Source organism: Sphingomonas aurantiaca (assembly GCF_003050705.1).
Taxonomy (GTDB): domain Bacteria; phylum Pseudomonadota; class Alphaproteobacteria; order Sphingomonadales; family Sphingomonadaceae; genus Sphingomonas; species Sphingomonas aurantiaca.
Genome location: NZ_QAOG01000001.1, coordinates 247,489 through 273,248 on the forward strand (window position 1 = coordinate 247,489; position 25,760 = coordinate 273,248).

General features: G+C 67.1%; 28 protein-coding genes. 8 read left to right on the plus strand and 20 right to left on the minus strand.

Annotated features, from left to right (window positions below; all coding sequences use genetic code 11):
- Window positions 1-9 precede the first annotated feature (9 nt).
- The 3 genes from C8J26_RS01170 to C8J26_RS01180 all read right to left on the minus strand — a co-directional run bounded on the left by C8J26_RS01170 (window position 10) and on the right by C8J26_RS01180 (window position 2,065).
- Window positions 10-279 carry a FeoA family protein gene (locus tag C8J26_RS01170; RefSeq protein ID WP_416354520.1) on the minus strand — a complete coding sequence of 90 codons (270 nt, stop codon included), beginning with the start codon at window positions 277-279 and terminating at the stop codon, window positions 10-12.
- 179 nt (window positions 280-458) lie between these two features.
- Window positions 459-1,112, minus strand: a complete 654-nt coding sequence (locus C8J26_RS01175) for a COQ9 family protein (RefSeq protein WP_107956402.1) — start codon at window positions 1,110-1,112, stop codon at window positions 459-461.
- On the minus strand, window positions 1,109-2,065 hold the full coding sequence (locus C8J26_RS01180) for a DMT family transporter (protein ID WP_244185104.1): 957 nt from the start codon (window positions 2,063-2,065) through the stop codon (window positions 1,109-1,111). Before C8J26_RS01180 ends, C8J26_RS01175 begins: the two co-directional genes overlap by 4 nt.
- Before the next feature lie 84 nt (window positions 2,066-2,149).
- On the opposite strand from C8J26_RS01180, the gene C8J26_RS01185 reads away from it, so the two are divergent.
- Both C8J26_RS01185 and C8J26_RS01190 read left to right on the plus strand, forming a co-directional pair.
- Window positions 2,150-3,238, plus strand: a complete 1,089-nt coding sequence (locus C8J26_RS01185) for an alkene reductase (RefSeq protein WP_107956404.1) — start codon at window positions 2,150-2,152, stop codon at window positions 3,236-3,238.
- Between the two features lie 95 nt (window positions 3,239-3,333).
- Entirely contained in the window at window positions 3,334-3,828 is a 495-nt protein-coding gene (locus tag C8J26_RS01190) for a hypothetical protein (RefSeq protein ID WP_244185105.1), read from the plus strand.
- A 6-nt stretch (window positions 3,829-3,834) separates the two neighbouring features.
- Here C8J26_RS01190 and C8J26_RS01195 read toward each other — a convergent pair whose 3' ends face one another.
- The 10 genes from C8J26_RS01195 to C8J26_RS01240 all read right to left on the minus strand — a co-directional run bounded on the left by C8J26_RS01195 (window position 3,835) and on the right by C8J26_RS01240 (window position 11,787).
- A complete protein-coding gene (locus tag C8J26_RS01195) occupies window positions 3,835-4,209 on the minus strand; it encodes a hypothetical protein (RefSeq protein WP_107956406.1) in 375 nt (124 codons plus the stop codon).
- 46 nt (window positions 4,210-4,255) lie between these two features.
- On the minus strand, window positions 4,256-5,071 hold the full coding sequence (locus C8J26_RS01200) for a DUF1206 domain-containing protein (protein WP_107956407.1): 816 nt from the start codon (window positions 5,069-5,071) through the stop codon (window positions 4,256-4,258).
- 352 nt (window positions 5,072-5,423) lie between these two features.
- On the minus strand, window positions 5,424-5,624 hold the full coding sequence (locus C8J26_RS01205; RefSeq protein ID WP_107956408.1) for a DUF4169 family protein: 201 nt from the start codon (window positions 5,622-5,624) through the stop codon (window positions 5,424-5,426).
- A gap of 9 nt (window positions 5,625-5,633) precedes the next feature.
- On the minus strand, window positions 5,634-6,056 hold the full coding sequence (gene ribH, locus C8J26_RS01210) for a 6,7-dimethyl-8-ribityllumazine synthase (RefSeq protein WP_107956409.1): 423 nt from the start codon (window positions 6,054-6,056) through the stop codon (window positions 5,634-5,636).
- A complete protein-coding gene (ribB, locus tag C8J26_RS01215; protein ID WP_107956410.1) occupies window positions 6,056-7,213 on the minus strand; it encodes a 3,4-dihydroxy-2-butanone-4-phosphate synthase in 1,158 nt (385 codons plus the stop codon). Before ribB ends, ribH begins: the two co-directional genes overlap by 1 nt.
- Window positions 7,197-7,808, minus strand: coding sequence for a riboflavin synthase (locus C8J26_RS01220; protein WP_107956411.1), 612 nt, complete (start codon window positions 7,806-7,808; stop codon window positions 7,197-7,199). Before C8J26_RS01220 ends, ribB begins: the two co-directional genes overlap by 17 nt.
- Entirely contained in the window at window positions 7,808-8,884 is a 1,077-nt protein-coding gene (gene ribD / locus C8J26_RS01225) for a bifunctional diaminohydroxyphosphoribosylaminopyrimidine deaminase/5-amino-6-(5-phosphoribosylamino)uracil reductase RibD (protein ID WP_107956412.1), read from the minus strand. Before ribD ends, C8J26_RS01220 begins: the two co-directional genes overlap by 1 nt.
- 23 nt (window positions 8,885-8,907) lie before the next feature.
- The gene (locus tag C8J26_RS01230) at window positions 8,908-9,255 is read right to left on the minus strand and encodes a hypothetical protein (protein ID WP_107956413.1); all 348 of its coding nucleotides are present in this window, start codon (window positions 9,253-9,255) and stop codon (window positions 8,908-8,910) included.
- 54 nt (window positions 9,256-9,309) lie between these two features.
- Complete coding sequence (locus C8J26_RS21045) at window positions 9,310-9,978, minus strand: TonB family protein (RefSeq protein ID WP_107956414.1); 669 nt, start codon at window positions 9,976-9,978, stop codon at window positions 9,310-9,312.
- Between the two features lie 483 nt (window positions 9,979-10,461).
- Window positions 10,462-11,787, minus strand: a complete 1,326-nt coding sequence (locus C8J26_RS01240) for a glutamate--tRNA ligase (protein ID WP_107956415.1) — start codon at window positions 11,785-11,787, stop codon at window positions 10,462-10,464.
- 161 nt (window positions 11,788-11,948) lie between these two features.
- Here C8J26_RS01240 and C8J26_RS01245 point away from each other — a divergent pair, with 161 nt between their 5' ends.
- Window positions 11,949-12,887, plus strand: coding sequence for a ribose-phosphate pyrophosphokinase (locus C8J26_RS01245; protein WP_056419089.1), 939 nt, complete (start codon window positions 11,949-11,951; stop codon window positions 12,885-12,887).
- A gap of 75 nt (window positions 12,888-12,962) precedes the next feature.
- Here the strand turns inward: C8J26_RS01245 and C8J26_RS01250 are convergent, their stop codons facing one another.
- Both C8J26_RS01250 and C8J26_RS01255 read right to left on the minus strand, forming a co-directional pair.
- The gene (locus tag C8J26_RS01250) at window positions 12,963-13,292 is read right to left on the minus strand and encodes a PilZ domain-containing protein (RefSeq protein WP_056419086.1); all 330 of its coding nucleotides are present in this window, start codon (window positions 13,290-13,292) and stop codon (window positions 12,963-12,965) included.
- Window positions 13,293-13,336: 44 nt separating this feature from the next.
- The gene (locus tag C8J26_RS01255; RefSeq protein WP_107957003.1) at window positions 13,337-13,879 is read right to left on the minus strand and encodes a sterol desaturase family protein; all 543 of its coding nucleotides are present in this window, start codon (window positions 13,877-13,879) and stop codon (window positions 13,337-13,339) included.
- Window positions 13,880-14,087: 208 nt separating this feature from the next.
- Here C8J26_RS01255 and sucC point away from each other — a divergent pair, with 208 nt between their 5' ends.
- The 4 genes from sucC to C8J26_RS01275 all read left to right on the plus strand — a co-directional run bounded on the left by sucC (window position 14,088) and on the right by C8J26_RS01275 (window position 18,514).
- Window positions 14,088-15,290 (plus strand): ADP-forming succinate--CoA ligase subunit beta, encoded by a 1,203-nt coding sequence (gene sucC, locus C8J26_RS01260; protein ID WP_055874762.1) that lies wholly within the window; start codon window positions 14,088-14,090, stop codon window positions 15,288-15,290.
- 244 nt (window positions 15,291-15,534) lie between these two features.
- Complete coding sequence (locus C8J26_RS01265; protein WP_107956416.1) at window positions 15,535-16,281, plus strand: electron transfer flavoprotein subunit beta/FixA family protein; 747 nt, start codon at window positions 15,535-15,537, stop codon at window positions 16,279-16,281.
- Window positions 16,278-17,207 carry an electron transfer flavoprotein subunit alpha/FixB family protein gene (locus tag C8J26_RS01270; protein ID WP_107956417.1) on the plus strand — a complete coding sequence of 310 codons (930 nt, stop codon included), beginning with the start codon at window positions 16,278-16,280 and terminating at the stop codon, window positions 17,205-17,207. Before C8J26_RS01265 ends, C8J26_RS01270 begins: the two co-directional genes overlap by 4 nt.
- Before the next feature lie 530 nt (window positions 17,208-17,737).
- Window positions 17,738-18,514, plus strand: a complete 777-nt coding sequence (locus C8J26_RS01275) for an energy transducer TonB (protein ID WP_244185107.1) — start codon at window positions 17,738-17,740, stop codon at window positions 18,512-18,514.
- A gap of 9 nt (window positions 18,515-18,523) precedes the next feature.
- Here the strand turns inward: C8J26_RS01275 and C8J26_RS01280 are convergent, their stop codons facing one another.
- The gene (locus C8J26_RS01280; RefSeq protein ID WP_107956418.1) at window positions 18,524-19,615 is read right to left on the minus strand and encodes an acyltransferase family protein; all 1,092 of its coding nucleotides are present in this window, start codon (window positions 19,613-19,615) and stop codon (window positions 18,524-18,526) included.
- A gap of 103 nt (window positions 19,616-19,718) precedes the next feature.
- On the opposite strand from C8J26_RS01280, the gene C8J26_RS01285 reads away from it, so the two are divergent.
- Window positions 19,719-20,948, plus strand: a complete 1,230-nt coding sequence (locus C8J26_RS01285) for a dipeptidase (protein ID WP_107956419.1) — start codon at window positions 19,719-19,721, stop codon at window positions 20,946-20,948.
- 140 nt (window positions 20,949-21,088) lie between these two features.
- Here C8J26_RS01285 and C8J26_RS01290 read toward each other — a convergent pair whose 3' ends face one another.
- From C8J26_RS01290 to C8J26_RS01305, 4 genes are all read right to left on the minus strand, one after another.
- The gene (locus C8J26_RS01290) at window positions 21,089-22,321 is read right to left on the minus strand and encodes an MFS transporter (protein WP_244185108.1); all 1,233 of its coding nucleotides are present in this window, start codon (window positions 22,319-22,321) and stop codon (window positions 21,089-21,091) included.
- On the minus strand, window positions 22,311-23,315 hold the full coding sequence (locus C8J26_RS01295) for a histone deacetylase family protein (protein ID WP_107956421.1): 1,005 nt from the start codon (window positions 23,313-23,315) through the stop codon (window positions 22,311-22,313). Before C8J26_RS01295 ends, C8J26_RS01290 begins: the two co-directional genes overlap by 11 nt.
- A 91-nt stretch (window positions 23,316-23,406) precedes the next feature.
- Window positions 23,407-23,964 carry a 2'-5' RNA ligase family protein gene (locus C8J26_RS01300; RefSeq protein WP_107956422.1) on the minus strand — a complete coding sequence of 186 codons (558 nt, stop codon included), beginning with the start codon at window positions 23,962-23,964 and terminating at the stop codon, window positions 23,407-23,409.
- Window positions 23,965-24,181: 217 nt separating this feature from the next.
- Entirely contained in the window at window positions 24,182-25,747 is a 1,566-nt protein-coding gene (locus C8J26_RS01305) for a lysine--tRNA ligase (protein ID WP_107956423.1), read from the minus strand.
- Window positions 25,748-25,760 lie beyond the last annotated feature (13 nt).

Here is a 25,760-nt window from a genome sequence, read left to right on the forward strand (position 1 = left end):
TCTAAAGGATTATTCGGCCGCGGCAGGCATCGGAGAGACCTGGATCGCGCCCGCGACGGCGCGACGCAGCGCGACGGTCATGCGGCCGATCCGGCAGGCGATCGGGCCCTGGCCCAGCGTCGCGCGGTGCAGCACCTCGACATCGACACCCTCGTCGAAACCGAGTTCGCGCAGGCGGCGCGCCTCGGGCCCTGCGAGTCGCGCCCATTCGATGGCGGCGACAATCGCATGCTGCTTGCGCGGCAGGGTTTCGAGGCTGACGGATCGATCGGGGCGCATGTCCATGATGCGAGTGATTATCAGTAACGCTCGGGGAAGGGAAGCCCTAACCGCCGCTGGTTACCATCGCCTCGCCGTCCCGCCATCCTGACGAAAGTCAGGACCCAGAGCCACTTAGCGCACCCTTCGGGGTTCTGGGTCCTCGGTCGAGCCCAGGATGACGGGGTTCGGTACCGCGCTCAAGCCGTCGGATAGCGCAGGCGACCGACGAATCGCGACAGGCTGAACCCATGCTCGGTTCGCTTGAGGAAACCGGACTTGGCCTTTTCGAACTGCATGATCCCATTGATGCGGCGTCCGAGGAAGGCACGCGTTTCGGCGAGGCCTTCGCTCTCGTCGTCGAGGAAGATCGTGATCGTCGAGGCGTACACGCCGAGCAGGATCGTCCGCTTGGTGTAGTAATTATAGTCGGTCGCGACGTCGCCCGCCGCGTGCCAGATCGTGTCGACCGTCCGCCAGCCGAGCCGCGTCGCCTTTGCCAGGTTCTGCGGGAGCGCGAGGATCGCGAGCGCGCGCCGCAGCGATTCGCGATCCGCCGACGTCGCATCGAGCCGCGCCTCGACCAGTACGGTGATCTTTTCGCGGACCTTCATCAGCGCGAGACGTTCGGGGGGCACCGCGGCGAGCATCACGCCGTCGATATGCGCGAACCACGCGTCGATCATGTCGACCGGCCCGTCCTTGAACGCGAGCGCGGCGATGTCAGTATCGACCCGCTCGGCCTGCGCGGCCATGTCGCGGGCGGCGTCGCTCCAGCCATCGAACGCCGCGTTGGCGGCGATGCCGGGCGCGAGCAGGGCGCGGATTTCGTCGAGCGTAAGGTCCTGGGTCATACCGTCTCCTGCCGTTCAAAATCAGGCGTATCAAGCGTGTCTTCAAGAGGGGCGCCTCGCCGGACGAGCACCAGCGCCGCCGCGACCATCACCACCCCGACCAGATCCGCGGTGCCGAGGCGCTCGCCATAGACGAGCCAGCCGACGATCCCCGCCACCACGGGCTGGATCAGCAGCGCGATGCCGATCACCAACGGCGTGAAGCGACCGAGCGCGTAGATCATCAGGCCTTGCCCCAGCACCTGGCTGCACAGCGCTAGCCCGATCAGCGGGGTCCAGTGAGCCGGCAGCACGCGCTCGCCCATCGCCAGCGCGAACAGGAGCAGCGGCGCGATGCCCGCCAGCGTCGACAGCGTCAGCGCCGAGACCGGCGCGAGCGTCGCACGCGCGCGCGCCATCAGGATGAAATAGACCGTGTAGAGCACGCCCGCGAGCAGGCAGAACAGATCGCCGGCAAGGTTCTTCGCGTCGAGCTGATACGAGCGGCCGAGCAGCAATGCGCCACCCGCCGCCGCCAAGGCCAAAGCGAACGCCTGGGTCCGCGTCGGCCAGCTGCGCGCGATCAGGAAGCCGTAGATCGGGAAGATCAGCGTCGCGACGTTACCGAACAGCGTCGCATTGGCGAGTGTGGTGCGCAGGATCCCGAGATGCCAGGTGCCGAGATCGGCGGCGAAGCACACCCCGCCCGCGAGCAGCCCGGCCCACAGCTTCCAGCCAAGCCGCATCGGCCGCGCGCCTTGCTGGACTGCGAGCACGACCAGGAACGGCACCGCCAGCGTAAGCCGCCAGAACCCTGCGGCGACCGGCCCCACCTCGGTCGCGCGGACAAACCACGGCCCGAAAGCGAGCGCGACGTTGGCCACCACCAGCGCCGCGAACGCGATCAGGCCGGGTGCGGCGATGGCCGGCGCAGCAGGCACACCGTGTGGCGTATCGGGCGGCGTATCGGGCACGCTAGATAATCTTTGCGGGTCAGGGCGATGCATGCCGCGCTGTAGCCTCCTATCTTTGCCCCGTCAGGCCAATAAGGAGCTTCCATGCCTAGCCTTTTCGATCCGATTACCCTTGGTGCCGTCGACGCGCCGAACCGCATCCTCATGGCGCCGCTCACGCGCGGCCGTGCCGACCGCGACGCCGTCCCGAGCGACATGATGGTCGAGTATTACACGCAGCGTGCGAGCGCCGGGCTGATCATCTCGGAGGCCACCGGCATCAGCCGCGAAGGTCTCGGCTGGCCGTTCGCGCCGGGTCTTTGGACCGACGCGCAGGTCGCCGCCTGGAAGCCCGTCACCGACTCGGTTCATGCCGCGGGTGGCCGCATCATCGCGCAGCTGTGGCACATGGGTCGTCAGGGCCATTCGTCGGTGTACGAAACGCAGCCGGTCTCGTCCTCGGCAACCAAGACCGAAGGCCAGGCGCACACCTTCGAAGGCAAGAAGGACTTCGAGGTCGCGCGTCCGCTCGAGCTGAACGAGATTCCGCGCCTGCTGAACGATTACGAGCTGGCGACGAAGAACGCTCTCGCCGCGGGCTTTGACGGTGTCCAGATCCATGCCGCGAACGGCTATCTGATCGACCAGTTCCTGCGCGACAACGCGAACAGCCGCACCGACGAATATGGTGGCTCGATCGAGAACCGCATCCGCCTTCTCCGCGAAGTCGCCGAGCGCGTCATCTCGGTCGCGGGCGCGGATCGCACCAGCGTCCGCCTGTCGCCAAACGGCGATTCGCAGGGTGTCGACGACAGCAACCCGGAGCCGCTGTTCACCGCCGCCGCCAAGGCGTTGTCCGATCTGGGGATCGCGTTCCTCGAACTGCGCGAGCCTGGCCCCGATGGCACGTTCGGTAAGACCGACGTACCGAAGCTCAGCCCGGCGATCCGCAAGGTGTTCACCGGCGTGCTTGTCGTGAACTCGGATTACGACACGCCCGAGAAGGCGCAGGCCGAACTCGACACCGGCATCGCCGACGCGATTAGCTTCGGTCGTCCGTTCATCGCCAATCCCGATCTGCCCAAGCGGCTCCGCGACGGTGCGCCGCTGGCGAAGGATGACGCCAAGACGTGGTACAGCCAGGGTCCCGAGGGCTATATCGACTACCCGGCGCTGCAGACCGCCGACACGTAATCGGGTGAGCGCAGGCTGATTGTCACCGGTGACGCCATCGCCTAGCAGCGCGCTTCCGCGCCGCTGAGGGCGCACCGGTGACGACAGGATGACGCATGACCGACGGTTGGCCGAGCGGGGGCAGGGGAACGGGGCCGCTGATGCCGGGCACCGCCGACCGTGCCGCGCGGCGTGCCGAGGAGCGCGCGAAGGACCGCGAGCAGCGCGCGAAGGAGCGGCTTGCCGCCTCCGAACAGCGATCCGAATCCCGCGCCGCCCAGCGTGACCTCCAGTCGCAGGAGCGCGAGCGCGCGCGAGAGACGCGGCGGATCGAGGAGGGACAGCGTATTCAGGCGCGGCTCGATGCACCGCCGACCAACGACGTCGAGGCGCTGAAGATCTCCAAGCGCCGCAGCTCCGGCGCGCTCGCCCGCAGCGGTGAGGAGACGAAGAAGGAGCGCGATACCCGCAGCTACAAGACCATCGTCGACACCGCACGGATCCGCACGCTCGCCGATCGCGGCGCGTCGGTATCGGGGCTGGCCGGCGCGTTCGGCATCACGGTCGAGGAGGTCGAAGCGGCGTTGCGGGAAACGGCCCCGCAGGACTAGGCTTCGTCAGGCGGGGTGGTCGTCGCTCGCCAGCCAGGCGCGCGCTGCGTCGATATCGAGGAACGTCCGGCAGTTCGCCGCCTTCAGATAGCGTTCGGTCTGAAGCTTGGCCAGATGCGAGGCGACGACCGCCGCGATCGGCGCGGACGTCACCTTCAACGCCTTGGGCATCATCGCCTCGAGCGCATCGACCACCTTCAACGGCTGGATCGACGCCTTGCGCAGATCGGCGAGCACGACGAACCGTCCGTGATATAACCGCGCCGCGGTGCCGCGCGCGAGCAGTTCGGCGGAGAACGCTGCGGTCGTCGCGATCGACCAGAATCCCTCGGTAACGATCGTCAGGGTCTTGCTCGGGACGTCGAAACTGATCGTGTACATACAGCCCCCTAGCATCCGCGCCTTAACAATCCGCTATCGGCTTGCCTCAATCGGTCCCGGGCAGGTCGACATGGAGCCGGCGAAAGCGCGCCTCGATGAGCGAATAGGCGCCGAACAACGCCAGACCGAGCCCAGTCAAGGCGAGCAGCCATTTGCCGCCCGGCTGCGATTGCAGCTTCTCCAGCGCGTCGGCCACACCGCCTGCGTCGCTGGCATGCGCGCTCCATGCGGCAAGGCCGAACAATCCGGCGACGATCAGGAACACGAGCGCGCGCGCGCCGTAGCCGATCCGGCCCATCGTGCAGACATAGCCGGGGGCAGGCGCGTCGCCGCGCAGGTCGCGGATGAAATCGCCGCGCCACGCCTTTTGTCCCTGCTGGAACGCCGCGACCAGCACGCCGATCGCGACCGCGCCGACCAGCAGCCGTCCGGCCGGCTGGTCGAGCAGCAACGCGGTCCAGTCGCGCGCGCTCTCGTCGCCGGGTGAGACCGCCGCGTCGCGTGAGCCGGTCTTCAGCGCGAGCTTGGCGGCGGTCCAGGCGAGAATGAGGTGCGCGATCCCGCTGACGACATGGCCGATCCGCTTGAGGCTGCCCTTGACGTCGCGGCCGATCTGCTCGGGGTTCGCCGCGGCCTCGGTCAGCCGCCACACCGCATAGCCGAGCAGTCCGGCGGCGATGATCGCGAGCAGGACCGGCCCGAACGCCTCGTCCGCCATCGACCCGATCGCGCCCTGGTTGTCCGCGACCTCGCCACCGCGCAGCGCAGCATCGACCGCGAACCATCCGACGAGGATGTAGACCACGCCGCGCGCGGCAAAGCCGAGCTTTGCGAGCCATGTCGCATTTGCATCCGAGATCATGAGAGCCCCCTTGTTACGCAGGCACAACAGTTCGTCGGGCGGGACGTTCCTGTGGAGGGCGCGATGAGGCGCCGGCGGGGGATGAGGCTTAGAGGATTGCACTATGTTCTACGGCCGATCCGGCACGCATGCGATCCTCCCCCGCCAGGGGGAGGTGGCGCCGTAGGCGACGGAGGGGGCGGACACGGGACAGGCGTTTCGCCTTCCTCCCCCTCCGTCAGGCTGACGCCTGCCACCTCCCCTGGCGGGGGAGGATTTCGGGGTTTTGCGAAGTACCAGCGAGCTCGACAAATCGCGCCTCGCTACCGATGGGGGAGGGACGGGGCCCGCCGCGGGAAGCGTCAGCGTGCGGCTATTGAACGGGGTTGTCGGGCTCGGGAGTTTCGAGTCGCGCGCCGTCAAGCGTCGCCTCGATCCGCGCGTGCTCGGCTGCATCCCTTGTCTTCTCCGCCGCCGTCCGGCCAAACAGCTGCCGGTTCTGGTCGGCGCGCGCGGAAGCCTCGGCCCGCGCCCGCTGCTTGCGCGCGCGCCGCAGGTTGATCACCTCACCCACGCACGTACCTCATGCGAGGAAGCGGTCCTTCAGCGCCAGCATCGCCAGCGCCGCGTTCGCCGCGCCACCACCCTTGTCGCCTTCGGTCGGCTTTGCCCGCGTGAGCGCCTGCGCCTCGTTCTCGGTGGTGAGGATGCCGTTGCCGATCGCCAGGCCGTCGATCGTCAGCTGCAGGATACCGCGTGCGCTCTCGCCCGCGACGATCTCGAAATGATAGGTCTCGCCGCGGATCACGACGCCCAGCGCGACGTACGCGTCGAACGTCTCGCTCTCGGCCGCCAGCGCGATCGCACCGGGGACTTCGAGCGCACCGGGCACGGTGATCGTCTCGTGCGTGTGGCCCGCGGCTTCGATCGCCGCCTTCGCGCCCTCGACCAGCAGGTCGTTGAGGTGATCGTAGAACCGGGCTTCGACGATGAGGAGATGGGCCATCAGTTTGAACTCTCTTCGGTATCCAGGGACGCGATCCGCCGCTCGCCGACGATCGACAGGCCATAGCCATCGAGCCCGACCAGCGTGTGATGCGTGTTGGTGATCAGCACCATGTCATGCACGCCGAGCTCGGTCAGGATCATCGCGCCGACGCCATAGTCGCGCAGTTCTTCCATGTCGGGCGTGATCTCGGCACCGGCCTTTTTCAGGACCGCCGAGGTGAAGGTGTTGCTGCGCGGGCGGTTGATGACGACGATCACGCCGGCGCCTTCGTCCGCGATCATCTGCATCGAGCGCGCCAGGATACGGCCGCGATCGCCCGATTCGCCGAAGATGTCGGCGAACGGCGACAGCGCGTGCATCCGGACGAGCGTCGGCGTGGCGGGGTCGATCCTGCCCTTGACCAGCGCGACCTGTTCGGTGCCGGTCGCCTTGTTCCAGAAGGTCAGCGCGGTCCAGTCGCCACCCCATTCGGAGGTGAAGCTGGCCTCGGCGCGCTTCTCGACGAGATGATCGTAACGGCGGCGATACGCGATAAGGTCGCGGATCGTGCCGATCTTGACGTTGTGGAACTGCGCGAAGGTGACGAGATCGTCCATCCGCGCCATCGTGCCGTCCTCGTTCATGATCTCGCAGATCACGCCCGAGGGGTTGAGCCCGGCGAGCCGCGCGACGTCGACCGCCGCCTCGGTATGCCCGGCGCGGACCAGCACGCCACCGTCGCGCGCGACCAGCGGGAAGACGTGGCCCGGGGTGACGATGTCGGGCTTGCCCTTGGTCGCATCGACCGCCACCGCGATGGTGCGCGCGCGATCCGCCGCGGAGATCCCCGTGGTGACGCCTTCGAGCGCCTCGATCGACACGGTGAACGCGGTTTCGTGGCGGGTGCCGTTGTTGCGGCTCATCAGCTCGAGCCCGAGCTCCTCGGTGCGGTCCTTGGTCAGCGCAAGGCAGATCAGGCCGCGACCGTATTTGGCCATGAAGTTGATCTTCTCGGGCGTCGCCATCTGCGCGGGGATGACCAGGTCGCCCTCGTTCTCGCGGTCCTCGTCGTCGACCAGGATGAACATACGGCCGTTGCGCGCCTCGTCGATGATCTCTTCGGGGCTGGAGAGATAGCCGTGCTTCAGACGGGCAAGCTCAGCGGGCAGAGGCACGGTAATGCTCCATTCTTTGGAGGTAGCGGGCGAGGACGTCGATCTCGATATTGACCGACTGTTCCACGTGGATCGTTCCGAGCGTCGTGACCGCCCAGGTATGCGGGATGATGTTGAGCCCGAATTCGACCTCTCCATCGACGTCGCGAACGGTGTTGACGGTGAGCGAGACGCCGTCGATCGTGACCGACCCCTTGGGGGCGATGAACGGTGCGATGTCGGCGCCGGCGCGGATCGTGACGCGGTGCGAGCCGCCTTCCTCGCTCACCGCAACAACGGTGCCGAGGCCGTCGACATGCCCCGTGACGATATGCCCGCCGAGTTCGTCGCCGAGCTTCATCGCGCGTTCTAGGTTGAACTGGCGTCCCTGCGTCCACTGATCCGTGGCGGTGCGGCTGATCGTCTCGCCCGAGACGTCGACCGCGAACCAGTTCGGTCCCTTGTCGACGATGGTCAGGCAGACGCCCGAGCACGCGATCGACGCGCCGAGATCGACGGTGGCGGTATCATAGGCGGTCGAGACGACCACGCGCGTATCGCCGGGCGATTCCACGGTGGTGACGGTGCCGATGTCGGTGACGATTCCGGTAAACATTATCCCTCGTTTCGTTCGCGCTCGTAGACCTCGAGCCGGTCGCTGCCAAGTTGCCGCGAGTCGAGCTGTGTCCAGCGTTGGTGCGCCTCGGCCAGGTCGGTAAGGCCGATGTCGCGGAGTGCGTGGCGGCCGCTGCCGATCAGGATCGGCGCGCGGTAGAGCAGGAGCCGATCGACCAGATCGTCGGAGAGGAACGCCGACGCTACGGCCGCGCCGCCTTCCACGAGGATGTGATCGACGTGGGGGAGGGTGGCGATGGCGCCCGGCTCGGCGATGACGGTCCAATTCCCAATTTCGTCAGCCCAGCGAAGGCTGGGGTCTTCCGGTGAGGCTCCGTCGGGGGCTTCAACCGAGATATTCCAGCTTTCGTTGGAATGACGGGGGGAGGGGGACGGAGGCGGGGACGGGGCGGCAGCGAGGGTCGTGGATAGCAACACGCGGAGAGGCGCGCGATCTTCCAGACCTGGCACGCGCACGTCGAGTCGCGGCGCGTCCGCCTCGTACGTTCCGCGCCCGACGAGGATCGCCTCGTGCCGGCTCCGCTCGAGATGCGCATGCGCGCGGGCTTGCGGGCCGGTGATCCAGCGGCTCGATCCGTCCGCCATGGCGATGCAGCCGTCGAGTGAGGTCGCGAGCTTCAACGTGACATGGGGGCGGCCGAGCGCCTGCTGGGTCAGGAACCCGGCCATCGAGCGTCGCGCCTCGGCCGAGCGGATGCCGCGCGTCACGGTGATGCCAGCCGCCTCGAGGCGGGCAAACCCCTGGCCGGCGGTTCGGGCGTCGGGATCTTCGAGCGCTGCGACGATGCGCGCGACGCCCGACTCGACCAGCAGGTCGGTGCAGGCGGGGCCGCGGGGCGACTGGTGCACACAGGGTTCGAGCGTCACGTAGGCCGTTGCACCGTTCGCCTTCGCGCAGGCCTCGGCCAGCGCCATCGCCTCGGCATGCGGTCGCCCGCCTGCTTGCGTCCAGCCGCGTCCGACGATCCGATCGTCCGCGACAATCACGCACCCGACATTGGGATTGGGTGCGGTCCGCCCGCGGGACCGCTCGGCCAGCGCCAGCGCGGCACCCATCCACCGCGCATCGCGAGCGTGCGTCAGATCCCCATCGCCTTCAGCTTGTCGTCGAGCCGCTTGAACGAGGCGCGCTGCGCGTCCTCGCGCGCCTTCTGCTCGGTGAGCGCCTTGGCCTTGATCGGGGCGTCGATCTTCTGTTGCGCGATGATCTGCGCATCGGTGCGATCGGCGGGCCATTGTTCGACATAGATGATCTTCGGGCGATATTCCTGCTCGACGTACGAATCCTTCATGAACGCGTAGATCAGGAAGGTGGTGACGCAGAGCGCGGCCGCGAGGAAGAAGAACTCGTATGGCTGGCGCTGGCTCAGGAAGAGCCGCAAGTCGCGATAGGCGACGATCGGTGAGAAACGACTGAATAAGCCCATGCGCGCCAAGATAGGGGGGCAGGGCCGCCTAGGCCAGCCCTGCCCCGCGAAGGTTTAGTTCTGCAGCACGAACGTCAGCGCCATCGATCGCCATGCCTCGACCGGAACACCGTCACGCGTCGCCGGCTTGAACCGCCACTTCGCCAGCGCGCGGTCGAGCGTGGCGCGGTAGAAGGTGTCGGTGGTCGCGCTGACCCGCTCGACCTGCTTCACGCGCCCGTCGATCCCGACCAGCACGCGCACCACGACCCTGCCCTCGCGCTCGGCACGGCGTTCCTCCGACGGATAGCTTGGCTGGAAATCGGCGGCATAGCGCGGGTCGATGCCCGGCTGGACGAACACGGGCGCAGGCTTTGGTGGATCGACCGCGACGGTGCCGGTCCCGCTGCCCTCGACCCCGATCGGCGGTGTGACGGGGAGCGGATCGGGCGTGACGGCGAAGCCGGAGTCGGTGGACGTCGGCACCAGCGGGATCGGTGCATCGGGACGCGGTGCGGGGCGCGGTTGCTGGCGGACCAGCGGATCAGTGGGCGGGACCGGCTCGGGCGGGGGCGGCGGTGGATACGGCACATAGGTGATGAGCGGCCCGTCGGGCGGCGTGAATGGCAGCAGTTTCGGCGCTGCGAAGAACAATGCTCCGATCACGGCGCCGTTGACCAGCAGCGCAATGCCAAGGCTGCCGGGATTGAATCCGCCGGTCCGGTTTGGTCGATCCGCGTACATGTCCGTCTCCCGTTCGTCTCCTCGAGGATGGCGGCGCGATAGATGCCGCCGATAGTTATGGTACATCATCACATTGCGAGGGCAAGAGAGTTTGAGGGGAGGCAGCGACGTTCGCGTTGGGACGGACATAGCGGATTGGGCTGACGTATCGGTCCGGCCAGTTCGGCAGCCTCTCATCGTCGACATATCGACCACCCCGGCGAAGGCCGGGGCTCAGTTGGGAGACGTTGCTAACGTAGAGAGGCGCTTTATAACTGCGACCTTTCCAAATAACTGCGACCTTTCCAACTGGGCCCTGGCCTCCGCCGGGGTGGTGTTTGGGGGGAGGGCGGTGCTTCTCTTGGCTGCCGCGAATATCAGGCCGGTTGGTCGACCGCTGGCCGGCCTCTTGTTCTCCCGCGAAGGCGGGAGCCCAGACTGGACTCCCGCCTTCGCGGGAGAACATACTGTTCGCGAGACGGCGGGGTTCCCGGGGGGGCGCCGTTACCGCGCTGCCAGTCGCTCCAGTGCCCGCTCCCGGCCGATCAGCGGCAGCAGCGCCGCCATGTCGGGCCCGTGATCGCGCCCGGTCAGCGCACGCCGCAGCGGCAGGAAGAGCGCCTTGCCCTTGCGCCCCGTCTCGTCCTTCAACCGAGCGGTCAGCGCGTGCCAGGGGTCGCTCGACCAGTCGATCGCCCGAGCCACAGCCACGGCGCTGTCGAGATACGCGACGTCCGTATCGCCCTCGACCGCGATGGGGCCTTTGATCACGCCCCACCAGTCCGCGGCGTCGGCCAGCGTCACCAAATTGGGCCGCACGGCCTCCCACGCCGCCGCGCCCATCCCCGCCGGCAACCGCGCGGCGACATCGTCATACGGCAACGTGTGGAGGATCCGCGCGTTCAGTTGTGCGAGCTCGGCTTCGTCGAACCGTGCCGGCGCGCGTCCGAACCGGGCGAAATCGAACCCGGCGATCAGCGGCGCGGCGTCGGCGATCGGCTCGACCGGATCGCTCGTCCCGATCCGCGCGAGCAGCGCACGCACCGCCTGCGGCTCGATCCCGACTTCACGGAAATGATCGACGCCGAGCGAGCCGAGTCGCTTCGACAGCTTGCCCTCCGCCCCCGTCAGCAACGCCTCATGAGCGAACCGCGGCGGCGCGACGCCGAGCGCGGCGAACATCTGTAACTGGAGCGCGGTGTTCGAGACGTGATCTTCGCCGCGCACGACATGCGTGACGCCCATCTCGGCATCGTCGATCGCCGAGGGGAGCATGTAGAGCCACGACCCTTCCGCGCGCCGCACGACCGGATCGCTCATTGTCCTGGCCTCGAAATGTTGCGGTCCCCGGATCAGATCGTCCCAGTCGATCGCCGAGTCGTGATCGAGCTTGAACCGCCAATGCGGCCGCACCCCATCCGCCTCGAGCTTCGCGCGCGCGGCGTCGTCCAGCGCAAGCGCCGCGCGGTCATAGATCGGCGGCAGCCCGCGTCCGGCCTGGATCTTGCGCTTGAGGTCGAGTTCCTGCGTCGTTTCATACGCCGGATAGACATGACCGCTCGCGACCAGCGCGGCGAACCGCGACTCGTATAGCGCGAACCGGGCCGACTGCCGCTCCTCCGCATCGGGCGTCATGCCGAGCCAGTCGAGATCCGCGCGGATCGCATCGACGAACCGTTCTTCGCTGCGTTCGGGATCGGTATCGTCGATCCTGAGCACGAACTTGCCGCCGTTCGCGCGCGCGAACATCCAGTTGTGGAGCGCGGTGCGGATGTTGCCGACATGCAGCCGGCCGGTGGGCGAGGGGGCGAAACGGGTGATCACGGTCATGCGGATCGCTGTAGGTAGCCGCGCGCCGACGGGCAAACGCTTCCAGGCCATCCGGCCTATGTGCTGGCCCGCCGCCCCGGCCCACCACCCCGGCACGCAACGCTTCCAACCGGCGATTCGTGCGCCTAAGGGGTGCGCGTGATCGAGCGGGGAAGACTTTCATGAAACTGATGACCGGCAATTCGAACCTGCCACTCGCGCAGGAGATCGCCGCCTATCTCGAGACGCCGTTGACCGACGTCAGCGTCCGGCGCTTCGCCGACGAGGAGGTCTTTGTCGAGATCAACGAGAATGTCCGCGGCGAGGACGTGTTCGTGATCCAGTCGACCGGCTACCCGGCCAACGACAACCTCATGGAACTGCTGATCATGATCGACGCGCTCAAGCGTGCGTCGGCGCGCCGCATCACCGCGGTAATCCCGTATATGGGCTACGCGCGGCAGGACCGGAAGCCGGGCCCGCGCACGCCGATCTCGGCCAAGCTGGTCGCCAACCTGATCACCGTCGCAGGCGCGAACCGCGTGTTGTCGGTCGACCTGCATGCCGGGCAGATCCAGGGCTTCTTCGATATCCCGACGGACAATCTGTATGCCGCGCCGGTGATGTCGGCGGACATCCTGGCGCGCTTCGGCGGCAAGAACCTGATGGTCGTGTCGCCCGACGTCGGCGGCGTGGTGCGCGCGCGCGTGCTGGCCAAGCGACTCGACAACGCGCCGCTCGCGATCGTCGACAAGCGTCGCGAGCGCGCGGGCGAGTCCGAGGTCATGAACATCATCGGCGAGGTAGAGGGTCGCTTCTGCATCCTGGTCGACGACATCGTCGATTCGGCGGGGACGCTGTGCAACGCCGCTGCTGCGCTGATGGAGGCGGGAGCCGAGGGCGTCGTCGCCTATGTCACGCATGGTGTGCTGTCTGGGGGCGCAGTCGCGCGGGTCGAGGGCTCCGAGTTGCGCGAGCTGGTGATCACCGATTCGATCGGCAATCACGACGTCATCAAGGGCGCGCATGGCAAGATCCGCCACCTGCAGATCGCGCCGCTGCTCGGCGAGGCGATCAAGCGGATCGCGGACGAGACGAGCGTGTCGAGCCTGTTCGACTGAGATCGGGGGCAGGGTGTTTGAACGCGAAGGCGGTGACCCGGACCGGGTTTCCGTCTTTGCAAGAGACCGTCGTGCTTAGCGCTGCGACAGTGCGACGATGTGGTCGAACACCGCGGGATGCAGCGGCTTGGCGAAGGCGCACCCGTATTTGAACTTGTCGCGCCATGCGACCACCGCCTCGAGCGCCGCGAGCCCGGGCAGCGTCAGCCAGACCACCGTTCCGGGCCACAAGGTAAAGCTCGTCTCGGCGCGGAAGCCGGAGAGCGAGAGGTCGGTGACCTCGATCTCGAATCGCGTCTGGCCACGGTCGCGCAGATGCGCGCGCATCTTGACGGCCTTGCGGAACGCCTGACGAAGCTCCTCGCCGGTCGAGTCGGCAGGGGGAATGGGGACGGGCTGTGTCATGTCCGGGACACTGCTCCCAAAAGGGTTACTTTTTTCCGAATCCATCATGATTCGACCGCTGGAGCGTGCGTACCGGCCTGCGTCTCACGCGGCCGTGCAGGCGCCCGGATGCCGGCACGCGCGCGCCGCTTAAGTTCGGCCTTGAGCATCTCCGGCTTCGGGGCGACGAGGAAGCCGAAGCTGACATTGCCCTCGCGCGTCTCGACGACGTGGTGCAGCCGGTGCGCCTGGACGATGCGTTTCATGTATTTGGACTTGGGCAGATACCGGTTCGGGATGCGCTGGTGCACGATGACGTCGTGGAACCCGAAATAGATCATGCCGTAGGTCGCGACCCCCGCGCCAATCCAGGCAAAGCCCGGCCACCAGCCGAGGTTCAAGCCGCCGAACACCAGCACGAAGGACGGTACCGCGAAGATCGCCGCGTACAGGTCGTTCAATTCCCAGTGGCCGCGGCGTGCGCGATGGTGGCTTTCATGCAAAAACCAGCCAAAGCCATGCATGATCCAGCGGTGCGCGGCATAGGCAAACGCCTCCATGCCGATCACCGTGCCGAGAAACAGGAGAAGGCCGAGCCAGATCGCCATTTCCACCATATAGAGTCGCGAAGGCTGCACGGCAAAAGGCGAATTGTCCTAGCAGCGCTTTCGCGGAACCCCTGAAAAACCAGTGCGCGACACGCTCTATTGAGAACGAGACGCAAGTGCAAATGCCTTAAGGGTGGATTTGCGACCCGCCCTGTGCTTTACGCCGACCAATTCCCGAGTTTCCTAAAAATTGCGTGGAGCCTTCCCGATGAACATCCATGAATATCAGGCCAAGGAACTGCTGGCCAAGTTCGGCGTCCCCGTCCCCGCCGGTTTCGCGGCGCTGACCGTCGAGGAGGCCGTCGAGGCCTCGAAGAAGCTCCCCGGACCGCTCTATGTCGTCAAGGCGCAGATCCACGCCGGCGGCCGCGGCAAGGGCAAGTTCGTCGAGCTCGGCCCCGACGCCAAGGGCGGCGTCCGCCTCGCCAAGACCGAGGACGAGGTTCGCGCGGCGGCGACCGACATGCTCGGCAACACGCTCGTCACCATCCAGACGGGTGACGCGGGCAAGCAGGTCAATCGCCTGTACGTCACCGACGGCGTCGACATCGACAAGGAATTCTACCTCGCGCTCACGCTCAACCGCACCACCGGCCGGGTGATGATGGTGGCCTCGACCGAAGGCGGCATGGACATCGAAGCGGTCGCGCACGACACGCCCGAGAAGATCCAGTCGATCGACATCGACCAGGCGACCGGCTTCATGCCGCATCACGGCCGCGCCGTTGCCGCAGCACTCGAGCTGACCGGCGATCTCGCCAAGCAGGCCGCGAACACCGCGTCGAAGCTGTATGACGCGTTCATCGGCACCGATGCCGAGCAGATCGAGATCAACCCGCTCGCGGTCACCAACGACGGCAAGCTGATGGTGCTCGACGCGAAGGTCGCGTTCGACGGCAACGCGCTGTTCCGCCACAAGGACCTGCTGCAGCTGCGCGACGAGACCGAGGAAGATCCCGCCGAGCTCGAAGCGTCGAAGTACGACCTGGCGTACATCAAGCTCGACGGCGACATCGGCTGCATGGTCAACGGCGCGGGCCTCGCGATGGCGACGATGGACATCATCAAGCTGAACGGCATGTTCCCGGCCAACTTCCTCGACGTCGGCGGCGGCGCCAACAAGGAGAAGGTCACCGCGGCGTTCAAGATCATCCTCGCGGATCCGAACGTGAAGGGCATCCTGGTCAACATCTTCGGTGGCATCATGAAGTGCGACATCATCGCTGACGGCATCGTCGCGGCGGCGAAGGAAGTGAACCTGTCGGTCCCGCTGGTCGTCCGCCTCGAGGGCACGAACGTCGAGAAGGGCAAGGAGATTCTCGCGAACTCCGGCCTCGCGATCGTTCCCGCGAACGACCTTGGCGATGCCGCCAAGAAGATCGTCGCAGAGGTGCAGAAGGTCGCGGCGTAACCGCTGCCCACTGCATACTGATTCTGCGAAAAACGGGGCTCGGACGGAAACGTCCGGGCCCTTTTTCGTTGGTGTCGCGACTGGTCCGGTTGGTTGCCCGCCGTGACGCTACGGCAAGGCGATGTTTCCATACCGGACTTGCGAAAACGGCGCGAAACCGCCATCTGTCGCGCCAACGCCGTCACGCTGTGACCCATAGCGCGACGGTGATCGAATTATGAGATTCACCTTGGAAGGAACCCCGATGAAGGTGCTGGTGCCGGTCAAGCGCGTGCTCGACTACAATGTGAAACCCCGCGTGAAAGCGGATGGAACGGGCGTCGATCTGGCGAACGTCAAGATGAGCATGAACCCGTTCGACGAGATCGCGGTCGAAGAGGCGATTCGCCTCAAGGACAAGGGCGTGACGGAGATCGTCGTCGTCTCGATCGGCGAGCAGAAAAGCCAGGAAACGCTGCGCACCGCGCTCGCCATGGGCGCCGACCGTGCGATCCTCGTCGTCAGCGAGACCAAGGTCGAGCCGCTGGGCGTGGCCAAGATCCTCGCCAAGATCGTCGAGGAGGAAAAGCCTGACATGGTCATCCTCGGCAAGCAGGCGATCGACGACGACAACAATCAGACCGGGCAGATGCTCGCCGGACTCCTGAACTGGGGCCAGGGCACGTTCGCGTCGAAGGTCGAGATCGCCGACGGCTCGGTCCACGTGACCCGCGAAGTCGATGGCGGCGCGGAGACGGATACGCTCAAGCTGCCTGCGATCATCACCACCGATCTTCGCCTTAACGAGCCACGCTATGCCTCGCTGCCCAACATCATGAAGGCCAAGTCGAAGCCGATGGCGCAGAAGACGCCGGCCGATTTCGGCGTCGACGTGACGCCGCGCCTGACCACGCTGAAGGTCGTCGAGCCCGCCAAGCGCTCGGCCGGGATCAAGGTCGCCGATGTCGACGCGCTGGTCGGCAAGCTCAAGGAAATGGGAGTCGCCAAGTGAAGACGCTCGTCTGGGTCGAACATGACGGTCAGGCCGTCAAGGATGCCACGCTTTCTACCGTAACTGCGGCGAGCCAGCTCGGCGAAGTCCATCTGCTGGTCGCCGGCCAGGGCGTCGACGGCGTCGCAGCCGAGGCCGCCAAGATCGCCGGCGTCGGCAAGGTGCATGTCGCCGACGACGCCGCGTTCGCGCATGCGCTCGCCGAGAACGTTGCGCCGCTGATCGTTGAGTTGATGGGGCATCACGATGCGTTCGTTGCGCCGTCGACCACGCACGGCAAGAACATCGCGCCGCGCGTCGCCGCGCTGCTCGACGTCATGCAGATCAGCGACATCCTGTCGGTCGAGAGCGAGGACACGTTCACGCGCCCGATCTATGCGGGCAACGCCATTGCAACCGTACAGTCGTCGGATGCCAAGAAGGTGATCACGGTGCGTGGCACGGCGTTCGCCAAGGCTGTGACCGAGGGTGGTTCGGGCGAGATCGAGGTGGTCGCGTCGACCGGCGACAAGGGTTTGTCGACCTTTGCCGGCTCGGAAATCGCCAAGAACGAGCGTCCGGAGCTGACCAGCGCGAAGATCATCGTGTCGGGCGGCCGTGCGCTGGCCTCGAGCGATCAGTTCCATTCGCTGATCGATCCGCTCGCCGACAAGCTGGGCGCGGGCGTCGGTGCCTCGCGCGCCGCGGTCGACGCGGGCTATGCGCCGAACGACTATCAGGTTGGCCAGACCGGCAAGATCGTCGCCCCGGAAGTGTATGTCGCGGTTGGCATCTCGGGGGCTATCCAGCATCTTGCGGGGATGAAGGACTCGAAGGTCATCATCGCGATCAACAAGGACGAGGACGCGCCGATCTTCCAGGTCGCGGACATCGGCCTAGTCGGCGATCTGTTCAAGATCGTGCCGGAGCTGACGGAGAAACTGTAAGCCCGAGCGAGGCGTGCGAAAGCGCGCCGCTGCGAACCAGCGCAGCGCAGGTTCGCACGCGACGGGCCGGCCGGCGGCTCTCCAGCGCCGACCGACGCCGCGGGATTTACTCCCGCGGCGCGCGCCAAGTACGGGCGGTGTGACTACGGTCGCACCGCCCGTTCTCGTATCATCGCCAGCGCACCGCCCGCCCAATCACGCCAAGCGCGTTCCGGTATCCACTGTTCCGCACCAACCCGACATAGGTCTCGGGGGAACAATAGCCCCCGACCCCGTCATTGCTTGTCGCCGTCACGAAAGGTCCGGCCGCGATCGAGCGACAGTCCGCTCCTCCTTGTTCTCCCGCGAAGGCGGGAGCCCAGTCTGGGTCCCCGCCTTCGCGGGGAAACAAGGCTACCGTTGTTCCTGGGGAATAAGGGGCGAGCAAGTCCGGGGGCAGCAGCCCTTGACTGAGACGTATCGCAAGTGCCGGCGGCCCAACCCCAATTCGCGGAGTTGTCGCCCACCGTCGCCCTCCCCAATTAGCCGGGATGTACGGTGTCCATCCGAACCCGCGCGATCGCCTGATATCCGCGGGCGGTGCCACGATCCTGTGTGGCGTCTTGGGCTACGCGCTGATCCTCGGTCTCGGTGTGTGCATGCCCGTCGCCATCCCCGACGCGCTGAAGACGTTCGCAATCGGCCCCGCCCCGCCCCCGCCCCCGCCGCCGCCGCCGCCGCCGCCCGAAACGATCATCCCTCGGCCGGCGACACGCCATCGTCCCGAAGGCGCGGCGGCGCCCGCCAACCTGCGCGCGAACGCCACCGACACCGTCGTACCCACGCCGATCGTGCCGCCGCCCGTTCCACCGCCGCCGGTCATCGTCGCGCTGAAGCCCGGCCCCGGCAGCGAGGCCACCACCGGGGCCGCGCCCATCCTAGGCCCCGGAACCGGCGCGGGTGGCTATGGCGACGGCAGGAGCAGCGGCCGCTCCGGGTATGGCGACGGCGATGGCGGCGCCGAGACCCCGCCAAAGCTGCTCAACGGCCGTTTCAAGACCAAGGACTTCCCCAATGCCGAGGCGGTGATCGGCGCGGGCGGGATCGTCGGCGTGCGCTACACGGTCGAGACCGACGGCAGCGTCACGCACTGCGCGATCATGCGCTCGAGCGGCAATGCGGTGCTCGATGCGACCACCTGCCGCCTGATCGAACTGCGCTTTCGCTATCGCCCGTGGCGCGATGCGGCGGGGCGGCCGGTCCGCTCGACCGTCGTCCGCAACCAGTCATGGGTCAACCAGCGCGGACCGCCGTCGCGCGGCGACTGATCGAAGCCTCTACCGCCCGAGCCGTCCCCCGCTCAGGACCCGCGCGGCGGTTGGTGAAACCGCCATCAACGCGCGTCCCAGACCGATCGTGACGGCGAACACCAGCAAAGGCTGGACCAGCAGATACGCCGGATACAGCCCCGCGCCGAGCGCGCCGGTCACCAGCCCGATCACTGGCCCGAACAGCCACAACAGCACGAGATGATCGCAAAAGGCGAGAAATCCGTAGCGCTCGATTCCCCGCAAGCCCTCTGCGCAGCGGCTCCCCGCCAACGCCCACGCCACGCGCCAGAAGAGCACCGCGGACGCCAGGCGAAACACGATATCGAACGCTGCCATCGCGTGCGGATGTGCGTCGAAGAAGACATTTCCCAGCAACGCCGTCCAGAGCCGCGGCGCGATCAGCACCACGAACGGCAGCGCGCACAGCGCGACCGGCCACCGCGCGACCGCCTCCGGGACGCCGAACCGCCGCGCGGCGATGCCCGCGGTAAAGAAGAGCAGGATCTGCGGCCGCAACAGCAAGGGCACGTGCACCCCGGATACACTCCACGCGACGACTATGATCGAAACCACCGCCAGCCATCGACTCGACGCCCGGACCAGGAGCGGCGCGATCATCATCGCGACGAACAGGTCGCGCAGGAACGGCATCTGCACGTTGATATCATTGGCATGGACGAGCGGAACGAGTTCGTTGATCGTCCAGCCGATGCTCGACGGCGTCGGCGCCTTCAGGTTGCCGAACGTCGCCGCGGCACCGACCAGCAGGATCGCGATCGCGTTCCACAGCAACATCGGGAGCAGGATCGTCCGCGCCTTGCCGCGCAGGAACGTGCCGTAGGGCTGGCGCATCGCGGTCGAGACGACCAGCCAACCCGAGATCATGCCGAGCAGCGGCACGGCGCTGCGTCCGAACACCTCGCCCAGCACGGTGCGCAGGATCGCCTGTCCGGCGAACGCCACCGCCGCGAGCTCCTCGGCGGTTCGCCCGGTCCAGGCGTGGACATAGACGATCCCCATGATCCCGATCAGCCGCGCGATCGCGATCGCGGTGGAAAGTCGGCTCTCCGCGCCGCGTGCCGGTTCGGCGGTCCCCATGTTCAAATGCGCCCCTCCGCCTGCGTGTTGCGCGCGCCTTACCCGGCTTGTCGCGCGCGAACACTGTGTTCAGGATGGAGCGGACGTTACGGGGGACAAAGACATGATCGCCGCTTTCCTGCTTATGGCTGCGCAGGCGGGGCCCGACGCGGTCCTATCCCGCCGAGTCGAGCGCGTGCTGAAGCGGAGCCCGGTCATCGACGGTCATAACGACCTAGCCTGGGAGATCCGCGAGCTGCACGACGCGAAGGTCGAGGCGGTCGATCTGTCGGTGGACACCGCGCAGCTGCCCAATCCGCTCCAGACCGACATTCCCCGTCTGCGCAAGGGCCATGTCGGCGGCCAGTTCTGGTCGGTCTACATCCCCGCCGACGCGCAGCGCGCGGTGGAGATGACGCTCGAGGAGATCGATATCGTCCGCCGCTTCGTCGCGGCGAACCCGGCGACGTTCGAACTGGCGACCACCGCCGCCGACATCCGCCGGATCGAGAAGGGCGGGCGGATCGCGTCGCTGATCGGGGTCGAGGGCGGGCACCAGATCGACGGTCGGCTCTCTGTGTTGCGCCAGTACCACGCGCTCGGCGTCGCCTATATGACGCTGACGCACGGCAAGAGCCTGAACTGGGCGGACAGTGCAACCGACGCACCGCGCGCCAACGGGCTCAGCGACTTCGGGCGCCAAGTGATCGCCGAGATGAACCGGATCGGGATGATCGTCGACGTCAGCCATGTCTCGGACGCGACGATGGCCGCGGCGCTCGCCGCGACCAGGGCGCCGGTGATCGCCTCGCACTCCAGCGCGCGCGCGATCGCCGATGCACCGCGCAACATTCCCGACGCCCTGCTCCGCGCGATCGGCGCGAACGGGGGCGTGGTGATGGTGAACTTCTACCCGTCGTTCCTGTCGGGTGCGTGGCGGGGCTGGGACGGCGCGCGAACCGCCTATGCCAAGGGCATCGGCGTGCCGGCGGGGGTGTATGGTTCCAAGTCGCCCGCGCCTCTTGTCGCGTGGGACGCCGCGCATCCCGAACCGCATGTCACCGCCGCGACGGTGGCCGATCATGTCGAGCATATCGCGCAAATCGCTGGCCACGATCATGTCGGGATCGGGGGCGACTTCGATGGCATCCAGGGCACCGGGCCGATCGGGCTGAAGGGCGTCGACGGCTATCCGCTGCTGTTCGCCGAACTCGCGCGGCGGGGGTGGAGCGATGGCGATCTGGCGAAACTGTCGGGGGGCAACGTCCTGCGCGTGATGGAGGCGGTGGAAGGCGTTGCGAAGGCGATGGCCGGGCTACCGCCCGTCGATGCGACCGATGTGGCGTCGCGATAGGGTCTTGGCCTTCGCGCAAGCCGCAACCGTGACGGCCAAACCTCGTCGCCCCAGCGAAAGCTGAGGTATCCTTCCGTATCAGGCAACGCGTACTTAACGGAGATATCCCAGCGTTCGCTGGGATGACGGTGGGAGGAGTGTCAGGGATCCGGCATTCGCTGCGGCACCGGCGGCTCCACCACCAGCGGCGGTACGGTGCGCAGGACCAGCCCGATCACCAGCGCCGCCACGCCGAGCACCAGGCAGAACGCGGTCACCCCCGGCCAGCCGGCATGCGTCCACGCGACCCCGCCGGCGGACCCGAGCACGCTCGACCCCATATAGTAGAAGAACAAGTAGAACGCCGCCGCCTGCCCGCGCGCGGCTTGCGCGCGGCGGCCGACCCAGGCGCTGGCGATCGAATGCGCGCCGAAAAAGCCGATCGTCACCACCGCGATCCCCGCGATCACCAGCGCCAGCGGAGTCATCGCAGTCAGCGCGACGCCGACGATCAGCAGCACCACCGGGATCCAGAAGATCGTCCGCCGCCCGCGCCGCCCGGCGAGCGTGCCGAACTTCGCCGAGCTGACCGATCCCAGCACATAGAGCAGGAACACCGCCCCGACTGCCGCCTGGCTGAGGCCGTACGGCGCGCGTATCAACCGGAAGCCGGCATAATTGTAGATCGTGACGAACACGCCCATCAGCAGGAACGCCTCCAGATACAGCAGCGGCATCGCGCGGTCAGTGAACAGCGATCCGGCACTGCGCAGCAACGCCCCCGGCCGCCCCACGCTCGGCGTGAAATTGCGCGAGGGCGGAGACAGCCGGCGAAACGCCTCCGCCATCGCCAGCCCGGCGATCCCCACCGAGGCGAGCGCCCAGCGCCAGCCTTCGAGATCGGCGACGACGCTGACGACCAGCCGCCCCGCCATCCCACCAAGCGCACTCCCCGCGATATACAGTCCCATCGCCGCGCCGACCGCGCCCGCATCGACCTCCTCCGCGACATAGGCCATCGCCACCGCGGGCACGCCTGCCAGCGCGACGCCGGTCAGGAAACGCAGCACGAGCAACCCGCTCCACCCCGGCACGACCGCCGCCGCCACGGTCAGCGCACCCGCCGCGAACATCGCCGCGATCATCAACGGCCGCCGCCCGACCCGGTCCGAGACGAACCCGGCAAACAGGATGCCGATCGCCAAGGGCCCGGTCGCGAGCGACACCGCCAGCGAGGCGGCCTCCGCGGTCAGGCCATATTGCGCGGCGAACAGCGGCAGCAACGGCTGCACCGAATAGAGCAGCGAGAAGGTCGAAAAGCCTGCAAACAGCATCGCCAGCGTCAGCCGGCGATAGGCGGGTGTGCCCAGAGAAATTGGCGCCTCAGAAGCCACTCAGGAAACTCGCGACGTTGTGGCCCAGCGCGTCGACCGCATAGCCGCCCTCCATGACAATGACGCTCGGCCAGCCACGGGCCGCGATATCGGCGGCGAGCACGGCATAGTTGGGCGTGGTCAGCGCGAAGTGCGAGATCGGATCGCCCTCCCACGTATCCGCGCCGAAGCTCACGACCAGCAGGCCCGGATCGAAGGCCGCGATCGCGTCGAGCGCGGTGCTCTGTGCGGCGCGAAAGGCCTCGATCCGCGTGCCGTGGGGCAAGGGCAGGTTCAGCGTCGTGCCGAGCCCTTCACCCTCGCCGGTCTCGTCGGCATGGCCCCAGTAGAAGGGATAGTCGGTCTTCGGATCGGCATGGACCGAGGCATAGAAAACGTCGCCCCTGCCCGCGAAGATGTCCTGCGTGCCGTTGCCGTGGTGATAATCGATGTCGAGGATCGCGACGCGCGCGATCCCGGCGTCGCGCGCAGCCTGCGCGGCGATCGCGGCGGTGTTGAGATGGCAGTATCCGCCGCAATAATCGGCACCCGCATGATGACCGGGCGGACGGCACAGCGCGAACGCGGCGCGCTCGCCGTCGAGCACCGCGTGCGTGGCGGCGAGCGCGGACTGCGCGCTGCCGTACGAGGCGGCCCAGGCTTCGGCGGTGATCGGCGTGGTGGCATCGAAGCTGTGCGCACCGATCAGCGCGTCGATCCGCGTGAGATCGAGCGGACGGCGGCCGCGAACCGGGAACGCGTAGGGGATCGCATCGCCTTCGCGCCCCGCGTCGCGCCACAGCCGCGCGGCATCCTTGAGGAACGCGGCATAGGCTTGCGTATGCACCGCCAGGATCGGCGCCTCGCCGCGATCCTCCGGCGCCTCGACCGGGCCGATCGCGCGGAGGATCGCATCTATGCGCGCGGGCGTCTCCGCATAGGCGGTGAACGCGCCGTTGTGCAGTTCGCGGGCTGGCGCATGGGTCCGCTGGGCATCGTCGAAGAACAGCCGCATGTTTGCTCCTTGGTGCGCGGTCACGAGGGAAGAACCAACCGATCGCGCTGTGGGTCCTACCGGGTCCCGCGCGTTCGACCAATTCGACAGCCTAGAACAGCGCCAGCTGCCGATCGTCCACGCCGTTCAGGAGCCAGCGACCGATCACGTCGTGCCGCATCTGGCCGACCCGGCTGTGGACCAGCACGAACGCGTCCGCGGTCCAGCCGATCGGCGCGATGTCGTGCGTGAACGGCGCGCCGTCGCGGTAGCCGAGCGTCATCCGCGGACTGGACCGGTGGCCTGCGCGCGCGGACAGCCCCGCCGCCTCGCGCGCCACCGCGATCCGCTGCCGCAGTGCGTCTAGCGAGGCGTTCGGGTGGCGCGAACACAGCGCGACGGATCGCTCGGTCCCGACCGCGATATCGAACCGTAGCGCGAACGGTGCGGCCTCGACCGCATCGCCGATCGCCTTGAGGTCGCGCTCGAGCGCGGTCGACACGCGGTCATGGTCGTCGAGGATGTCGATCGTGACGTGGAGATGGTCGGGGCGCCGCTTCTGCCCCTCGGTCTCGAACCATGACGCCGCCTCGTTGATCTGGCGCGCGAGCGGTAGTGGCGGGCGGATCGCGAAGAACAGGCTGTGACGGGCGATCGGTCGATGAAACATGGCCACTTTCCGGGTCGGGTGAAGGTGATCCTGTTGCTATTATGTTCTATAATTCTTGTCGAGATCGGATGCGAGATGCCTGATCGAAGTACCACCCCGGCGGAGGCCGGGGCCCAGTTGGAAAGGTTGCAGTAACGAAACGCCGCACGCCGTTATGCAGGTTCCCCAACTGGGCCCCGGCCTCCGCCGGGGTGGATGGCTGTCGGGAGGTACGCCCTTACCGCGCCAAGGCCTCCGCGATCAGTTTGCGCGAGTTCGCCACGCCGTACAGCGCGATGAAGCTGCCCATCCGCGGCCCTTGCTCGGAGCCGAGCAGCGTCTCGTACAGCGCCTTGAACCAGTCGCGCAGGTTTTCGAACCCGCCGGTCTTGCCGATCTCGTAGACGATGTTCTGGATGTCCTCGGCACTCGCCTCAGCGGGCAGCGCGGCGAGTTCGGCGTCGAGCCGCTCGAGCGCCGCAACCTCGTGCGCCACGGGCGCGCGGCGGTTGAGCGTCGGCGCGACGAAATCGCGCCCATAGGCCAGCGCGTGATCGATCAGCTTGTCGAGCTCGGGATAGCTCTCCGCCGACGCATCGGGGACGTAGTTCGCCAGATACCCCCAGACCTGCGCCTTGCTCGCATCGCCCATCACGCCGACGAGGTTGAGCAGCAGCCCGAACGTCACCGGCAGCTCGCCCTCGGGCAGCTTGCCGTCATGGATGTGATGCACAGGATTGCCGAGCTTCTGCTTCAGATCCTGGGCCGCATAATTGCCGCGGAACTGCCAATATTCGTCCACCGCGCGCGGGATCACGCCCATGTGCAGCGACTTGGCCTTTTTGGGCTCGCGATACGCGTAGAACGCCAAGCTCTCCTGCGGGCCATAGGTCAGCCACTGGTCGAGGCTGAGACCGTTGCCCTTGGACTTCGAGATCTTCTCGCCATTTTCGTCGAGGAACATCTCGTAGTTGAAGCCCTCGGGCGGGCGGCCGCCGAGCACGCGCGCGATCTTCGACGACTGCGTCACCGAATCGATCAGGTCCTTGCCCGCCATCTCGTAATCGACGCCGAGCGCAACCCAGCGCATCGCCCAGTCGACCTTCCACTGGAGCTTGGCCTTGCCGCCAAGCACCGACTGCTCGATCCGCTGGCCCTCATCCTCAAACGCGATCAGTCCGGCCTCGGCATCGATCACCTCGATCGGCACTTGCAGCACGATGCCACTGGTCGGCGAGATCGGAAGCACCGGCGAATAGGTCGCGCGGCGCTCGGCGCGCAACGTCGGCAGCATCACGTCCTGGATGCCCTGGAAATGCCGGAGCACGCCCTTCAGCGCCTCGTCGAAGCGGCCGCTGGTGTAATATTCGGTCGACGACGCGAATTCGTAATCGAAGCCGTAGCGATCGAGGAATTCGCGCAGGATCGCGTTGTTGTGCGCGGCAAAGCTCGAATGCGTGCCGAACGGATCGGGGATCTGCGTGAGCGGCTTGCCGAGATGCTCGCGCAGCATGTCGCCGTTGGGAACGTTGTCGGGCACCTTGCGCAGCCCGTCCATGTCGTCCGAAAACGCGATCAGCCGCGTCGGCGTGTCGCTCAGCGCGTGGAAGGCGTTGCGCACCATCGTCGTGCGCAAAACCTCGTTGAACGTGCCGATATGCGGCAGCCCCGACGGCCCATAGCCCGTTTCGAACAGCACCGGCGCGCCCGTTTTGCCGCTCGGATACCGCTTGAGGAGCTTGCGTGCCTCCTCATACGGCCAGGCTTTGGACTCAAGGGCGGCGGTGCGGAGTTCATCAGTCATACCGCATCGCGAT

Bases quoted from the DNA above. Each gene is read 5' to 3' on its own strand.
- C8J26_RS01170 (WP_416354520.1), bottom strand. From the start codon at position 279: ATGCGCCCCGATCGATCCGTCAGCCTCGAAACCCTGCCGCGCAAGCAG.
- C8J26_RS01175 (WP_107956402.1), bottom strand. From the start codon at position 1,112: ATGACCCAGGACCTTACGCTCGACGAAATCCGCGCCCTGCTCGCGCCC.
- C8J26_RS01185 (WP_107956404.1), top strand. From the start codon at position 2,150: ATGCCTAGCCTTTTCGATCCGATTACCCTTGGTGCCGTCGACGCGCCG.
- C8J26_RS01190 (WP_244185105.1), top strand. From the start codon at position 3,334: ATGACCGACGGTTGGCCGAGCGGGGGCAGGGGAACGGGGCCGCTGATG.
- C8J26_RS01195 (WP_107956406.1), bottom strand. From the start codon at position 4,209: ATGTACACGATCAGTTTCGACGTCCCGAGCAAGACCCTGACGATCGTT.
- C8J26_RS01200 (WP_107956407.1), bottom strand. From the start codon at position 5,071: ATGATCTCGGATGCAAATGCGACATGGCTCGCAAAGCTCGGCTTTGCC.
- ribH (WP_107956409.1), bottom strand. From the start codon at position 6,056: ATGGCCCATCTCCTCATCGTCGAAGCCCGGTTCTACGATCACCTCAAC.
- C8J26_RS01220 (WP_107956411.1), bottom strand. From the start codon at position 7,808: ATGTTTACCGGAATCGTCACCGACATCGGCACCGTCACCACCGTGGAA.
- ribD (WP_107956412.1), bottom strand. From the start codon at position 8,884: ATGGGTGCCGCGCTGGCGCTGGCCGAGCGGTCCCGCGGGCGGACCGCA.
- C8J26_RS01230 (WP_107956413.1), bottom strand. From the start codon at position 9,255: ATGGGCTTATTCAGTCGTTTCTCACCGATCGTCGCCTATCGCGACTTG.
- C8J26_RS21045 (WP_107956414.1), bottom strand. From the start codon at position 9,978: ATGTACGCGGATCGACCAAACCGGACCGGCGGATTCAATCCCGGCAGC.
- C8J26_RS01240 (WP_107956415.1), bottom strand. From the start codon at position 11,787: ATGACCGTGATCACCCGTTTCGCCCCCTCGCCCACCGGCCGGCTGCAT.
- C8J26_RS01245 (WP_056419089.1), top strand. From the start codon at position 11,949: ATGAAACTGATGACCGGCAATTCGAACCTGCCACTCGCGCAGGAGATC.
- C8J26_RS01250 (WP_056419086.1), bottom strand. From the start codon at position 13,292: ATGACACAGCCCGTCCCCATTCCCCCTGCCGACTCGACCGGCGAGGAG.
- C8J26_RS01255 (WP_107957003.1), bottom strand. From the start codon at position 13,879: ATGGCGATCTGGCTCGGCCTTCTCCTGTTTCTCGGCACGGTGATCGGC.
- sucC (WP_055874762.1), top strand. From the start codon at position 14,088: ATGAACATCCATGAATATCAGGCCAAGGAACTGCTGGCCAAGTTCGGC.
- C8J26_RS01265 (WP_107956416.1), top strand. From the start codon at position 15,535: ATGAAGGTGCTGGTGCCGGTCAAGCGCGTGCTCGACTACAATGTGAAA.
- C8J26_RS01275 (WP_244185107.1), top strand. From the start codon at position 17,738: ATGTACGGTGTCCATCCGAACCCGCGCGATCGCCTGATATCCGCGGGC.
- C8J26_RS01280 (WP_107956418.1), bottom strand. From the start codon at position 19,615: ATGGGGACCGCCGAACCGGCACGCGGCGCGGAGAGCCGACTTTCCACC.
- C8J26_RS01285 (WP_107956419.1), top strand. From the start codon at position 19,719: ATGATCGCCGCTTTCCTGCTTATGGCTGCGCAGGCGGGGCCCGACGCG.
- C8J26_RS01295 (WP_107956421.1), bottom strand. From the start codon at position 23,315: ATGCGGCTGTTCTTCGACGATGCCCAGCGGACCCATGCGCCAGCCCGC.
- C8J26_RS01300 (WP_107956422.1), bottom strand. From the start codon at position 23,964: ATGTTTCATCGACCGATCGCCCGTCACAGCCTGTTCTTCGCGATCCGC.
- C8J26_RS01305 (WP_107956423.1), bottom strand. From the start codon at position 25,747: ATGACTGATGAACTCCGCACCGCCGCCCTTGAGTCCAAAGCCTGGCCG.